Genomic DNA, 13,769 nt, shown 5'->3' with positions numbered 1-13,769 from the left:
CAAAGGGGGGCGAGGGGGCGCAGCCCCCATACGTGGACGGGAACGGGTAGGGGCGGCGGGGGCGGAATCCCCCTACGCCAACCCCCGCCGGGCGACCGCCGGCGGCCGGTGGCCCGCGATCGACGCCACCATGTCCAAGACCTGCCGCGTCTCCGCGACCTCGTGCACCCGATACACCTGAGCCCCCAGCCACGCCGACACGGCGGTGGTCGCGAGCGTCCCCACCACCCGCTCCTTGACCGGCCGGTCGAGCGTCTCGCCCACGAAGTCCTTGTTGGACAACGACACCAGCACCGGCCACCCCGTGGACACCATCTCCCCGAGCCGCCGCGTCGCCTCCAGCGAGTGCCGCGTGTTCTTCCCGAAGTCGTGCCCGGGATCGATCAGCACGGACTCCCGGGGCACCCCGAGGGACACGGCCCGCTCGGCCAGCCCCACGGTCACCTCCAGGATGTCGGCCATGACGTCGTCGTACGCGATGCGATGCGGCCGCGTACGAGGCTGCGTACCGCCCGCGTGCGTGCACACGATCCCGACCCCGTACCGCCCGGCGACCTCGGCGAGCCGCGGATCGACCCCGCCCCAGGCGTCGTTCAGCAGGTCCGCGCCGGCCTCGCAGACGGCCTCGCCGACCTCGTGCCGCCAGGTGTCGACGCTGATGATCACGTCGGGGAAGCGGCGCCGCACCTCGGCGACGAACCCGACGGTCCGCCGCGCCTCCTCCTCGGCCGTCACCTCCTCGCCCGGTCCGGCCTTGACCCCGCCGATGTCGATGACGGCGGCTCCCTCGGACACCGCCTGCTCCACGCGTGCGAGCGCCGGCTCGTCGCGGAAGGTGGCTCCCTGGTCGTAGAAGGAGTCCGGGGTCCGGTTCACGATCGCCATGATCACCGGCTCGTGCGCGTCGAACTCGCGCCTGCCCAGCCTGAGCATCCCCTGTGACCTCTCCCAGTAGTTGTCGCCGTCGGGCCGCCTGCGACCCTAACGGTCAGAGTCGCATGGCACGATCGGTGCCTGACACTTTCCGTGCCGACGCGCCCCGCGTCGGCATCAGAGCGTGGGGACCTCAGAGATGTTCATGTTCCTGTTCCTGGTCGTCGCCCTCGTCGTCGTGGTCGGCGCGGTGACCCTCTCCGTCGTCGGAGGCGGTGACAGCGCCGCCCTCCCCGAGGCGCTGCCGGAGCGTCTGCGGGACCCGCTTCCCCCGGACCGCCCCGTGCACCGCGGTGACGTGGAGGCACTGCGCTTCCCGTTGACCCTGCGCGGCTACCGCATGGCGGACGTGGACGACGCCCTGGGCCGCCTCGGCGCCGAACTGGCCGAGCGTGACGCCCGTATCGCCGACCTGGAGGCCGCGCTGTCCGGCGCCCGCCCGGTGACGACCACCTCCTCGCCCATCACCTCGACCGCCTCACCGGCCACCTCCCCGGCCACCTCCCTGGAGAAGCCCGCGGAGGAGGACCACCGGTGAGCGACGCCCTGAAGGGTGCCGACGGAGCCCTGCGCTGCCCCTGGGCGCTGTCCACCGACGACTACGTGGCGTACCACGACGAGGAGTGGGGGCGCCCGGTCCACGGCGACGACGCACTGTACGAGCGGCTGTGCCTGGAGGCCTTCCAGTCCGGTCTCTCCTGGATCACGATCCTGCGTCGCCGCGAGGGCTTCCGGGCCGCCTTCGCGGCGTTCCGGATCGCCGAGGTGGCGGCCTTCACGGACGCCGACAAGGAGCGCCTCCTCGCCTACACGGGGATCATCCGCAACCGCGCCAAGATCGAGGCGACGGTCGCCAACGCGCGCGTGCTCGTCGACTGGGCGCCGGGCGAACTGGACGAGCTGATCTGGTCCTTCGCCCCCGACCCGGCCTCGCGCCCGGCCCCGAAGTCGCTGTCCGACGTCCCGGCCGTGACCGACGAGTCGACGGCCCTCTCCAAGACCCTCAAGAAGCGGGGCATCCGCTTCGTGGGCCCGACCACGGCGTACGCCCTGATGCAGGCGTGCGGCCTGGTGAACGACCACTTGGCGGACTGCGCGTCCAGGGCCACCCGGTAGAGCCGCCCGATGGAGCCGCCCCGCAGGGGCGCTCTTCAGGGGCGCGGGAAACTGCGCGCCCAGCCCCCACCGGACCGGCACCAGACACCGGACCGCCCCCGAAGGCGAACCCTCACCGCCCCAGATACTTCGGCTTCTCCTTGTTGACGAACGCCTGCACAGCGATCAGGTGATCCTCGGATTCCCCCGCCCGCGACTGCAGCTCGTCCTCCTTCTCCAAGGTCTCGTCCAGGGAGTGCGTCAGCCCGAACGCGAGGGACTCCTTGAGCGCGGCGTACGCGAGAGTCGGCCCCTCGGCCAGCGCGCGGGCGACCTTCACGGCCTCGACGGCCAGCTCCGCGGACGGCACGATCCGATTCGCGATCCCCAGCTCGTACGCCTCCTGCGCGGTGATGCTGCGCGGGAAGAGCAGCAGGTCGGCGGCGCGGGAGGGCCCGACGACCCGGGGCAGCGTCCAGGAGATCCCGGAGTCGGCGGTGAGCGCGACCCCGGCGAACGACGTGTTGAACGCGGCCGTGTCGGCGACGATGCGGTAGTCCGCGGCGAGCGCGAAGCCGAATCCCGCGCCGGCCGCGACACCGTTGACGGCCGCCACCACCGGCTTCGCCGCGCCCGTCAGGGCCCGCACGATCGGGTTGTAGTGCTCCTGGACCGTGCTCATGACACCCTCGCCCGCGCCCGACTCGCGCGCCGTCAGCAGCCCGCCGACATGCTCCTTGAGGTCCTGGCCCACACAGAACGCCCGGTCACCGGCGGCGGTGAGGAGCACGGCCCGTACGGACTCGTCCGCCGCGGCCGCCTGTGCCGCCTCGCGGAAGGCGACCTTGGTCCCGGTGTTCATCGCGTTCATCGCCTCGGGGCGGTTCAGCGTGATCGTCGCGAGTCCGTCGCTCACCTCGTAGAGCACGGTGTCGGCCATGATGGTCCCCTCAGGTGTCGCGGATTGGTCGTACCCGTCGGTACGCACTGCTTCCGAGGACAGCATGGCGGAGATCATGGTGGGCGGCGGGGTTCGTACATGTGACCTGCGTCAAAGAATTCCGGTGTCCGAAAGTCCATGCAGTGGCGCAGTATCGCAGTCACACCGCCGAAATGGGTGGTTTTGATCGAGCGCGTTGCGCAAGCGATGCCGACTGATGTTGGTCATCGGGTCCTGAGATGCGGGATAATGGCTTGGAAGCAATGTGTTCGATGCCGGTGACGCGTGTCCGACGAGAGGACGCGTGCCCTTCAACGGGGCCGTCGGCGACGATGAGCTGGTTTCAGGAAGGGGAACGAGCATGGCGGCCATGAAGCCGCGGACGGGCGATGGCCCGCTCGAGGTGACAAAGGAGGGGCGGGGCATCGTCATGCGCGTTCCGCTCGAAGGCGGCGGACGGCTCGTCGTAGAGCTGACCCCCGACGAGGCTGACGCGCTCGGCGACGCCCTCAAGAAGGTCGTCGGCTGACGCGGAACGCGACCATACCCTTCCACTGCCCCGGCATCGACGCGATGCCGGGGCAGTGGTGTCTCCGGGGGTCACGGGGATCACGGGGATTTCGGGGGTTCCAGGAAGCTCCGGGAGGCTCCGGGGGCTTCGGCGCGGGTGTGCGGGTGTGCGGGTGTGCGTGCGTGCTGGGCCGGGGCGGGGATCAGCGCTTGACCGCGCACAGCAGGCCGTCGCCCACCGGCAGCAGCGAGGGGACCAGCTCCTGGCTCTCACGGATCGCGCGCAGCAGCTCGCGCAGCCGCAGTACCTCCGTGGGCTGCGGACCCGACTCCACCGTGCGCCCGTTCGCGAACACGCCCTCGAAGACGACCACGCCGCCCACCCGCAGCAGGCGCAACGATTCAGCGAGGTAGTCGAGGGACTCCAGCCGGTCGCCGTCGCAGAACACCAGGTCATAGCCCGCGTCGGCGAGCCTGGGCAGGACGTCCAGCGCGCGGCCCGGGATGAAGCGGGCCCGGTTGCTGGCGAAGCCCGACGCGCGGAAGGCCTGGCGGGCGAACTGCTGGTGTTCCGGCTCGGGATCCACCGTCGTCAGTACGCCGTCCGGCCGCATCCCGTGCAGCAGATGAATACCGGAGACTCCGGTTCCGGTACCGATCTCCGCGACCGCCTTGGCGTCCACGGTGGCAGCGAGCAGTCGCAGCGCGGCGCCCGTGCCGGGCGACACCGAGCGCAGGCCTGCCTCCCGGGCCCGGTCCCGGGCCCAGTGCAGTGCCTCGTCCTCGGCGACAAAGGCGTCGGCGAACGCCCAGCTCGTCAGCCGGTTGCCGGTAATGGCCCTCTCCTGTCCCCGTGGTTGCCTGGGCGTGACTGTATCCGTTGCCGCCGGGAACCCGCAGATGGGACCAGGCGTTTAGAGAGGGTGGGGAACAAGGGTCGGGAACTGCACGGGGGTGGCGGATGAAGCGGGACGGCCGGCAAGTGCTCGCGCAGCCTTATGAGCGCGTATCAATTTCTCGTAAAACCGCTTATCCGGAGCTAACGGGCGAGGTGGCTATGGTAGGGGCTCCACTGGACACCACCAGAGCCGACAGGGGAGGTGCGGCTGAACCTGTGGATCGAGGAGGGGTGCTCCGGCGCCTGCTCAGATCGTCGGGGGAGCCGAAATCCGTGAACAACACTGCTGACCGATCCCGCATCGCTGACTCCGCTCAGACCGCGACCTTCACGTCCGACGCGGACTCGCAGGCGTGGACTCCCCCCACGTGGGAGGAGATCGTCAGCACGCACAGCGGCCGGGTGTACCGGCTCGCCTACCGCCTGACGGGCAACCAGCACGACGCCGAGGACCTGACGCAGGAAGTCTTCGTCCGGGTCTTCCGCTCCTTGTCGACCTACACGCCCGGTACGTTCGAGGGCTGGCTCCACCGCATCACCACCAACCTCTTCCTGGACATGGTCCGCCGCAAGCAGCGCATCCGTTTCGACGCCCTCGGCGACGACGCGGCCGAGCGCCTGCCCAGCCGCGAGCCCTCCCCGCAGCAGGTCTTCAACGACACGCACTTTGACGCGGACGTCCAGCAGGCTCTCGACACCCTGGCGCCGGAGTTCCGCGCCGCGGTCGTCCTGTGTGACATCGAGGGACTTTCGTACGAGGAGATCGCCGCGACCCTGGGCGTCAAGCTCGGTACGGTCCGCAGCCGGATCCACCGCGGTCGCTCCCAGCTCCGTAAGGCGCTCGCCCACCGTTCTCCCGAGGCCCGTGCCGAGCGCCGCGGTTTCGCGGTCACCGGTGTGCCCGCCCTGGGAGGAGGGGGCACGAGCGCGTGAGCGGATCACGGCTGAACCCTGCCGACGGACCTCTGGCCGAGCAGCATCTCGGCGACCGACTCTCCGCCCTGGTGGACGGTGAACTCGGCCACGAGGCGCGCGAGCGCGTCCTGGCCCACCTCGCCACCTGTGCGAAGTGCAAGTCGGAGGCCGACGAGCAGCGACGACTGAAGAACGTGTTCGCGGAGGTCGCCCCGCCGCCCCCGTCCGAGAGTTTCCTGGCCAGACTGCAGGGGCTCCCCGGAGGAGGTGACTCGGACGGCGACAGCCCGCGACTGGGCCGGGGAGCGTTCGGAGCGTCCGGAGTCTTCGACATGACGCCGGACTCCTTCGGTTACCTGCCCTCCGGCCCCCATGCGACCGCGCTCCCCTCGGAGCAGCGCGGATTCCGCATCCATGACATCAGCCGGCGCGAGGCCGAGCGCACCGCCTCCCGGGGACTGCGCTTCGCCGCCGCCGCGGCCGGTGCCGTCTCGCTCGCCGCGATCGCGCTCGGCGGGGTCTCGACCGGCGTCCCGACCGACACCGCGGACGCGCGCGGCGGCTCGGGCAACGGAAGCAACGTGACCCCGATGCGCACGACGAGCACGACCGGCGCCACGGGCTCCGAGACGCAGCGCCGCCGCTCCCTCGCACCGCTGCTCGCCCAGGGCCAGCGTTCCTTCGGCAACGAAGGGGGCGCGCAGACCGAGATGTCCGCGCCGCTGCTGCCCGGCGTGCCGGCGCCCGGACTGCCCGCGGCCGGCCAGCAGAACAAGGGCTCGGGCTCGGTGCACGCGCTCACCACCCCCGTGGTGGCCGGTGCCGCCGCGATGTCCCCGCTGATACGTCCGTTCGCGCCGGCCCCACGGGTCACGCTGACCGCGTGGTCGTCGGGCCCGGAGTTCGAGGCGTCCGTCCTGTCGGCCGTGCCGTCGTTCGACCCGTCCGCCTCACCCGCTCCTTCCTCCTCCGGCTGAACCGGCCCTCTGCGCGGCGGCCCGCGAACCTGGTTGAATCCAGGGATGGGCCGCGCCCGCCGCAGTGATCCGGGCGCGGAGGTCGAGACGACGCGGTGAGCGCCGACATGCCGTGCCGCGGGTCAGGTGTGGGGAGAGCATGGACGAGGGGAAGCCCACGAAGCCGAAGTGGTGGAGCCGGCCACGCACCCATGGGCCGGATTCCGCTCCGGCGGACCCGGTTTCCACGGGGGACGGCGCGAGCGGGGTCCACGGGGCTGACATGGACGGCGACTTCGAGCTGGAGAAGCCCGCGGGTACGGGTCCGGGTACGGGTCCGGGTACGGCTGCGACCGCTGTCGGTGACGCCGGCGCAGGTGCGGGCCCGACCGCTGTCGGAGACGCCGGCACCGGTGCGGGCTCGACCGTCGCGCAGGCCGCGGGTGAGGTGGGCGACGGCGTGAGCGCGCCCGCCCCCGGTCGGCGGACCGGGCCTCTGCACGATCCGGACCCCTACAGCACACCGCCGTACGGCGGACCGGGCCCCTGGGCGCCCGCGCCGCCGGTGCAGCACCCCGCGACGACACCCGCGCACGGCACGACGGTGGAGGCGGCGGCTCCGCCCCAGGACGCCCCGCCCCAGCCCCAGGACACTCCGGGCGAGGCCGTCTCCGGGACACCCACCCCGTCCGCACCCGCGCCGCGCGCATCTGCCCCGTCCGCACCCGCGTCGCACGCACCCGCGTCGAGCGCGCGTGCCCCGCAGACGCCTGCCCCGCATGCGCCCGCCGCGCATCCGAACTCCCCGCAGACGCCTGCCCCGCACCTGCCTGCGCCGCGGCCGGCCGTCCCTGGGGCCCACTTCCCTGAGACCCGCTTCTCCGAGACCCCTTTTCCGGAGACGCCCGCCTCGGGCACTCCCGTCCCGCAGACGCAGGGCGTGCTCGGCCCGGAGCCGCCCGGCGGCCGGCAGGCGCCCGGGGCCTCCCCCGGGGCCGGCGAGAACGGCGCCCCCGCCCCCGCTCCCAGCACCCCCTGGCAGAACTACGACCCCTGGGCCGCCGCGCCCCTCCAGCACCACGGGGCCGCCGCCGAGGCGCCGGGCGGGCGTCGCGGGCGTACGGGACGGGCGCTGGTCCTCGGCGCCGCCCTGCTCGCCCTGGTCTCCGGAGGCGTGGGCGGGGCCGTGGGCGCCTATCTGGAGCGCACCGGGGGGATCGACGACGTCGAGCTGCCGCAGGCCGGGGTGGAGGCCGAGGGACGGGCACCGGACAGCGTGGCCGGTATCGCGGCCAGCGCGCTGCCCGGCGTGGTGACCCTGCACGTGAGCGGTTCGGACGCACAGGGCACCGGCACGGGGTTCGTCCTCGACCGGCGCGGCCACATCCTCACCAACAACCACGTCGTGGAACCGGCGGACGGCAGCGGCGAGATCACCGTGACGTTCAGCGGCGGCGAGACCGCCAAGGCCGAGGTCGTGGGCCACGACAGCGGCTACGACCTCGCCGTGGTCAAGGTCGCCCACGTCAGCGGGCTGAAGCCCCTCTCGCTCGGCAACTCCGACAACGTCCAGGTCGGCGACCCGGTGGTGGCCATCGGAGCGCCCTTCGACCTGGAGAACACCGTCACCGCGGGCATCATCAGCGCCAAGGAGCGCCCCATCACGGCGGGCGGCGAGGAGGGCGACGGCAGCGACATCTCGTACGTGGACGCGCTGCAGACGGACGCCCCGATAAACCCCGGCAACTCCGGCGGCCCCCTGGTCGACTCCAAGGCCCGTGTCATCGGCATCAACAGCGCCATCCGCTCCGCCGACAGCGGCTCCGACCTGGAGGGCGGCCAGTCCGGTTCGATCGGCCTCGGCTTCGCCATACCCATCAACCAGGGCAGGCGCGTCGCCGAGGAGCTGATCAACACCGGCAAGGCGACCCATCCGGTGATCGGCGTGACCCTCGACATGGAGTACTCCGGTGACGGCGCCCGCGTCGGCACCAAGGGCAACGACGGCGGCTCGGCGGTCACCCGGGGCGGCCCCGGCGCCCGGGCCGGCATCGAGGCCGGAGACGTCATCACCGAGGTCGACGGGCAGCGGGTGCACTCCGGCGAGGAGCTCATCGTCAAGACGCGCTCCCACCGGCCCGGCGACCGGCTGGAGCTGACGCTGGAGCGGGACGGCAGGGAACGGAAGGTCACCCTCGTCCTCGGCTCGGCCGACGGGGACTGACAGGAAGGTCACAGAAATCCGTCCACCCCCTTGTGTCACAAGGCAAACAACCGGGAAAACCCGCCGTGTACACGCGGTCCGGGGCGCCGGGACAGTACCGGTCGGACAGGAACGCCGGGTACCGTGGACCCGGCCCGGACCACGGACGAACTGCCGAGCGCCGAGGACATCGCAAGGAGCTGCAAGGTGTTCAATGACATAGGACCGCTTGAGCTGGTCACGATCGTTGTCCTTGCCGTGCTCGTCTTCGGTCCGGAGAAGCTCCCAAAGATGATCCAGGACGTCACGCGGACCATCCGCAAGATCCGTGAGTTCTCGGAGAGCGCCAAGGCGGACATCCGCGAGGAGCTGGGACCGGAGTTCAAGGACTTCGAGTTCGAGGACCTCAACCCCAAGACGTTCATCCGCAAGCAGCTGGACAACGACGAGCTGGGGCTCAAGGAGATCCGTAACGGCTTCGACCTGAAGAAGGAGATGGCCGAGGTCACGGACGCCGTGCACGGCCGCGAGTCCGAGTCGACGTCCTCGTCCCCGACGTCCTCGTCCTCGGCGGCGGGCTCCGCAGGCGGCACCGTGGACATGACGAAGAAGCGCGAGACGCCGGCGCCGGAAGAGCGCCCGCCGTTCGACGCGGACGCGACCTGAGGCGACCCGACGCGGTCTGAAGCGGTCTGAAACGGTCCGACGCGGCCTGGCCCCGGGCGGCGCGCCCGCCGTCCGGAAAACGCTTCACTTTCAGTCGAACGCCGTCCGGTACCCCGTACCCCACTTGGGGTTCCATCCGTTCGGGATGCGCCGGATCAGGTGCGTATGTGAGCCATGTGCCGACCGGTTTTCCGGCCTTCGGCGGAGCTGTGGCTATCCTGCCTAGTTGTTGTGCGGACCGGACGGACGCCCGAAGGGGGGCGGGTCACCCGGTCCGACGAGAGCGAGGAGGCGTCCGGGCAGATGGAGACGACAAGTCGGGTAGGCGCGCAGGCGCCGGCAGCGGAGGGTGGACAACAGCTCCCCTCCGCCCGGCGCACGGTCGACGGCTACCTGCTGGCGCCCTTCCCGTGGTACGGCCTCGACGAGGCCTTCACGGGGCCGCGCTGGCTGATGCAGGTCGGCGCCGCAGCCGACGGAGCCATCGAACACGGCTCGATCGGACACGGTGACGAGCCGTCGGTGCGCAGTGAGTCCACCGAGGACAAGGAGCGATTCGCGGTCGTGGTGACCGTCGCGGGCAACCCCGTGCGGCGCAGTGCCGACGGTACGGGGCTGCTGGAGGCCACTTCGGTGTCCTCCGCGGCCTGGCTGGCCGGGGTGGGGCTGCTGTCCTTCACCTGGCCCGGTCAGATGGACCACACCCTGCGCGACGACTGGCTGGACCAGCAGACCGAGACGGCGTGGGTCCTCGCGGACGATCTGGACGGGGCCGACTGGTCGACGCTGTCCCTTCCCGTGGACGGGGTGCCGACGCCGTTCCACTACAGAGAATCCGAGTTCGGCTGGGTCCTCGCGGGGTCCACGCAGGAAGGGGTTCATGTGGGCGCGTACGGGCGGGGGATGAGCGCGTACGGGGTGGCTTTCGCGATGATCAAGGACATCGGCACGTACGCCTAGGCGGCGGGCCGCGCGCTTGTTCGGGTGCGGGCCGGTGGGGGTTGCTCGCGCCGTTCCCCGCGCCCCTTCCAGGGCGCGTGGCCTCCGCCGGACCGTCTGGTGCGGGCCGGTGGGGGTCGGTGGGGGTCGGCCGCGCAGTTCCCCGCGCCCCTGAAAGACGGGGCTACGCCCCTGGTCCTTCGTCTTGGGGGCGCGGGGAACTGCGCGAGCAACCCCCACCGACCCGCACGAGACAATCCGGCGGAGGCCCGATAAGGGGCGCGGGGAACGGCGCGGCCGGCCACGACGCGCCCGCAGTCGCCCGGGAACAGAACCCCGCGGGGGCGCCCGCGTAGTTCTAGAACTTGTTCCGTGGGGTGATGCCCAAGGACATGCCCGACAGCCCCCGCTGACGACCACCGAGCTTGCCGGCGATGGCGCGCAGGGCCGACCCCGCCGGGGAGTCGGGGTCCGTCAGGACGACCGGACGCCCGTCGTCGCCCCCCTCGCGCAGCCGCACGTCGATCGGGATGGAGCCGAGGACGGGCACGGTGGCGCCCGTCGTCCGCGTCAGCCCGTCGGCCACCGACTGCCCACCCCCCGTACCGAAGATGTCGACCATCTCGTCGCAGTGGGGGCACGGCATGCCGGCCATGTTCTCGACCACACCGACGATCTTCTGGTGGGTCTGCACGGCGATCGACCCGGCTCGCTCGGCGACCTCCGCGGCGGCCTGCTGAGGGGTCGTCACGACCAGGATCTCCGCGTTCGGGACGAGCTGTGCGACCGAGATCGCGATGTCGCCCGTACCCGGCGGCAGGTCCAGGAGCAGCACGTCCAGGTCGCCCCAGTACACGTCCGCGAGGAACTGCTGCAGGGCGCGGTGGAGCATCGGGCCGCGCCACACGACCGGCGCGTTGCCGGGGGTGAACATGCCGATCGAGATGACCTTCACGCCGTTCGCCGACGGCGGCATGATCATGTTCTCGACCTGGGTGGGGTGGCCGTCGGCACCGAGCATGCGCGGCACGGAGTGGCCGTAGATGTCGGCGTCCACGACCCCGACCTTCAGCCCGTCCGCGGCCATCGCCGCCGCGAGGTTGACCGTCACGGACGACTTGCCGACGCCGCCCTTGCCGGAGGCGACCGCGTACACGCGCGTGAGGGAGCCCGGCTTGGCGAAGGGCACCTCGCGCTCGGCCTGGCCGCCGCGCAGCGCGGACGCCAGGTCCTTGCGCTGCTCGTCGCTCATCACGTCCAGCGTGACGTCGACGTGCGTGACGCCCTCGACGCGTGCGACCGCCTCGGTGACGTTCTTCGTGATGGTGTCGCGCATCGGGCACCCGGAGACGGTCAGGTACACCGCGACCGCGACCGAACCGTCCGCACCGATCTCCACCGATTTGACCATCCCCAGCTCGGTGATGGGTCGCTGGATCTCGGGGTCGTTCACCGTCGACAGTGCTTCACGCACCGCGTCTTCCGTAGCCATGGGGTCGATGGTACGGCGCCCGGCCCGGGGGCCGGAAAGCCCCGTCACCGGTCGTCTACGTCACGTCCCCGGGGGTGTTCTGCCGGGAATAGGCCACGCCGGTCGCCGGGCCGGTCGCCAGGCCGGTTGGCGGGGCGGTCGCCGGGCAGGTCATGACGCCGGTCACCCGGTCCGTGCCCGTCGCCGTCGCGGCGCCGTTCCTCCAGCTCCTTGACCAGATCCTCCAGCTCGGAGCGGATCCAGTCGCGGGTGGCGACCTCGCCCAGGCCCACGCGCAGCGCGGCGATCTCCCGGGTCAGATATTCGGTGTCCGCGATCGACCGCTCGTTCTGCTTGCGGTCCTGTTCGAGGTTGACCTTGTCGCGGTCGTCCTGCCGGTTCTGCGCGAGGAGGATCAGCGGGGCGGCGTACGAGGCCTGGAGCGAGAGCATCAGGGTGAGGAAGATGAACGGGTAGTTGTCGAAGCGCAGATCACGCGGCGCGGACACGTTCCACACCACCCACAGGATGATGACGAACGTCATCCAGACGATGAACCGGCCCGTGCCCAGGAACCGCGCGATCCGCTCCGAGAGCCGTCCGAAGGCCTCCGGGTCGTACTCGGGCAGGAATCTGCGCCGCGGCGGCTGCGGCTGGTCGAGCCGCAGGCGCGGCCGCGTGGTGGCGCTCGCCCCGCCGGTGGCCCGTTCCCTGCCCTCGCGCTCAGGGGCCATCAGGGGGCCTCCTCGATGCCGGACCCGACCGCTTCCTCGTCCAGGTGGAACTCTCTCTCCCGCCAGTCCTCCGGCAGCATGTGGTCGAGTACGTCGTCCACGGTGACCGCGCCGAGCAGCGAACCGCTCTCGTCGACGACGGGCGCCGCGACCATGTCGTACGTCGCGAAGAAGCCGGCCACGACGGGCAGCACGGCCTCCGGGTCGAGCGGTCGCAGGTCGTCGTCGATGATCGAGCCCACCAGCGTGTACGGCGGATCGCGCAGCAGCCGCTGGAAGTGGACCGTGCCGAGGTACTTGCCGGTCGGGGTCTCGTCCGGCGGGCGGCACACGTACACCTGGGCGGCCAGCGCGGGGGAGAGGTCGGCGTTGCGCACCCGGGCGAGGGCGTCCGCGACGGTCGCGTCGGGCCGCAGCACGATCGGCTCGGTCGTCATCAGACCGCCCGCGGTGCGTTCCTCGTACGCCATCAGCCGCCGTACGTCCGCCGCGTCGTCCGGGCGCATCAGCGCGAGCAGCCGCTCCTTGTCCTCCTCCGGCAGCTCGCCGAGCAGGTCGGCCGCGTCGTCGGGGTCCATGGCCTCCAGGACGTCCGCGGCGCGCTCCTCCTTGAGCTTGCCGAGGATCTCGATCTGGTCGTCCTCGGGCAGCTCCTCCAGGACGTCGGCGAGCCGGTCGTCGTCCAGGGCCGCCGCGACCTCAGCGCGCCGCTTCGCGGACAGGTGGTGCAGGACGTTCGCGAGGTCGGCGGGGCGCAGCTGCTCGAAGGTGGCGAGCAGGTTCTCGGCGCCCTGTCCGTGCTCCTCCAGCGAGAACCCGGTGACGGCCGACCACTCGACGGTCAGCGTCTCGCCCTTGGCCCGCCGGAACGCGCCGCCGGTCCGCCCCTTCCGTACGAAGACCCGGTCGATCTCCCAGTCGCGGCGCGCGGGCAGCTGCTGGATGGCGATGTCCAGGACGGTGACCGTCTCGGGCGGTTCGCCGCTCTCCACGAGGGTGACGCGGCGGTCGAGGAGTTCGCCGAGGACGAGCCGCTCGGTGGGGCGCTGCTCGAACCGGCGGACGTTCAGTACGCCGGTGGTGATGACCTGGCCCGACTCGATGCCCGTCACCCGGGTCATGGGCAGGAAGATGCGGCGCCGGGTGGACAGTTCGACGACGAGGCCGAGCAGTCGTGGGGGCCGCCGTCCCACGCGCAGCATGGCGACGAGGTCGCGCACGCGTCCCACCTGGTCGCCGTTGGGGTCGAAGACGGCGATGCCGGAGAGATGCGAAACGAAGATCCTGGGGGCGCCTGCCGCCATCCGGGCGCCTCCTTCTTCGTACGGGCTTCGGTCCACCGGCTGTGGTGTACGTGCTCTGCTTCGGACGTTATGGAGTGTCATGTCCGCTCGGGTGGGCTTCAGGCTAGCCCGTCCCGGTCGGATACGCCCTGGTGAGCGGTGCGGACGGACTGACTCCGAGTGGCGTAGCGGGCCCCGGTACGCTGCGGTACGCCGTTGAGGACGA

At 71.6% G+C, this 13,769-nt stretch carries 14 protein-coding genes; 8 read left to right on the top strand and 6 right to left on the bottom strand.

Features of this window, described 5'->3' with window-relative positions:
- Positions 1–72 precede the first annotated feature (72 nt).
- Entirely contained in the window at positions 73–933 is an 861-nt protein-coding gene (gene folP, locus C6Y14_RS31010) for a dihydropteroate synthase (protein WP_107020186.1), read from the bottom strand.
- Positions 934–1,072: 139 nt separating this feature from the next.
- On the opposite strand from folP, the gene C6Y14_RS31005 reads away from it, so the two are divergent.
- Together C6Y14_RS31005 and C6Y14_RS31000 are read left to right on the top strand one after the other, a co-directional pair.
- The gene (locus C6Y14_RS31005; protein ID WP_107020185.1) at positions 1,073–1,471 is read left to right on the top strand and encodes a DivIVA domain-containing protein; all 399 of its coding nucleotides are present in this window, start codon (positions 1,073–1,075) and stop codon (positions 1,469–1,471) included.
- On the top strand, positions 1,468–2,049 hold the full coding sequence (locus tag C6Y14_RS31000; RefSeq protein ID WP_107020184.1) for a DNA-3-methyladenine glycosylase I: 582 nt from the start codon (positions 1,468–1,470) through the stop codon (positions 2,047–2,049). Before C6Y14_RS31005 ends, C6Y14_RS31000 begins: the two co-directional genes overlap by 4 nt.
- 112 nt (positions 2,050–2,161) lie before the next feature.
- On the opposite strand, the gene chcB is transcribed toward C6Y14_RS31000, so the two are convergent.
- A complete protein-coding gene (chcB, locus tag C6Y14_RS30995; protein WP_107020382.1) occupies positions 2,162–2,968 on the bottom strand; it encodes a 2-cyclohexenylcarbonyl CoA isomerase in 807 nt (268 codons plus the stop codon).
- Positions 2,969–3,329: 361 nt separating this feature from the next.
- On the opposite strand from chcB, the gene C6Y14_RS30990 reads away from it, so the two are divergent.
- Positions 3,330–3,497: a DUF3117 domain-containing protein gene (locus C6Y14_RS30990; protein ID WP_003966491.1), complete on the top strand. Its 168-nt coding sequence runs from the start codon at positions 3,330–3,332 to the stop codon at positions 3,495–3,497.
- Between the two features lie 184 nt (positions 3,498–3,681).
- On the opposite strand, the gene C6Y14_RS30985 is transcribed toward C6Y14_RS30990, so the two are convergent.
- Positions 3,682–4,380 (bottom strand): O-methyltransferase, encoded by a 699-nt coding sequence (locus C6Y14_RS30985; RefSeq protein ID WP_318658074.1) that lies wholly within the window; start codon positions 4,378–4,380, stop codon positions 3,682–3,684.
- 227 nt (positions 4,381–4,607) lie between these two features.
- Here C6Y14_RS30985 and sigE point away from each other — a divergent pair, with 227 nt between their 5' ends.
- From sigE to C6Y14_RS30960, 5 genes are all read left to right on the top strand, one after another.
- Positions 4,608–5,309: an RNA polymerase sigma factor SigE gene (sigE, locus tag C6Y14_RS30980; RefSeq protein ID WP_107020182.1), complete on the top strand. Its 702-nt coding sequence runs from the start codon at positions 4,608–4,610 to the stop codon at positions 5,307–5,309.
- Positions 5,306–6,268: an anti-sigma factor family protein gene (locus tag C6Y14_RS30975; protein WP_107020181.1), complete on the top strand. Its 963-nt coding sequence runs from the start codon at positions 5,306–5,308 to the stop codon at positions 6,266–6,268. The genes sigE and C6Y14_RS30975 overlap by 4 nt, the downstream gene beginning before the upstream one ends.
- 139 nt (positions 6,269–6,407) lie before the next feature.
- Positions 6,408–8,471 carry a S1C family serine protease gene (locus C6Y14_RS30970; RefSeq protein ID WP_107020180.1) on the top strand — a complete coding sequence of 688 codons (2,064 nt, stop codon included), beginning with the start codon at positions 6,408–6,410 and terminating at the stop codon, positions 8,469–8,471.
- Between the two features lie 186 nt (positions 8,472–8,657).
- Positions 8,658–9,116: a sec-independent translocase gene (locus C6Y14_RS30965; protein WP_107020381.1), complete on the top strand. Its 459-nt coding sequence runs from the start codon at positions 8,658–8,660 to the stop codon at positions 9,114–9,116.
- Positions 9,117–9,419: 303 nt separating this feature from the next.
- Complete coding sequence (locus C6Y14_RS30960; protein ID WP_199854926.1) at positions 9,420–10,076, top strand: hypothetical protein; 657 nt, start codon at positions 9,420–9,422, stop codon at positions 10,074–10,076.
- A gap of 337 nt (positions 10,077–10,413) precedes the next feature.
- Here C6Y14_RS30960 and C6Y14_RS30955 read toward each other — a convergent pair whose 3' ends face one another.
- Genes C6Y14_RS30955 through C6Y14_RS30945 form a run of 3 tightly spaced genes read right to left on the bottom strand, consistent with a single transcriptional unit; the run spans position 10,414 to position 13,564 of the window.
- On the bottom strand, positions 10,414–11,547 hold the full coding sequence (locus C6Y14_RS30955; RefSeq protein ID WP_107020178.1) for an Mrp/NBP35 family ATP-binding protein: 1,134 nt from the start codon (positions 11,545–11,547) through the stop codon (positions 10,414–10,416).
- A 44-nt stretch (positions 11,548–11,591) separates the two neighbouring features.
- On the bottom strand, positions 11,592–12,260 hold the full coding sequence (locus C6Y14_RS30950) for a DUF1003 domain-containing protein (RefSeq protein ID WP_107020177.1): 669 nt from the start codon (positions 12,258–12,260) through the stop codon (positions 11,592–11,594).
- On the bottom strand, positions 12,260–13,564 hold the full coding sequence (locus C6Y14_RS30945) for a magnesium transporter MgtE N-terminal domain-containing protein (RefSeq protein ID WP_107020176.1): 1,305 nt from the start codon (positions 13,562–13,564) through the stop codon (positions 12,260–12,262). The genes C6Y14_RS30950 and C6Y14_RS30945 overlap by 1 nt, the downstream gene beginning before the upstream one ends.
- Positions 13,565–13,769: the final 205 nt, after the last annotated feature.

The organism is Streptomyces dioscori (assembly GCF_003024195.1).
In the GTDB taxonomy this organism is placed as follows: Bacteria; Actinomycetota; Actinomycetes; order Streptomycetales; family Streptomycetaceae; genus Streptomyces; species Streptomyces dioscori.
This window is presented reverse-complemented; position numbering and strand designations above follow the sequence as displayed.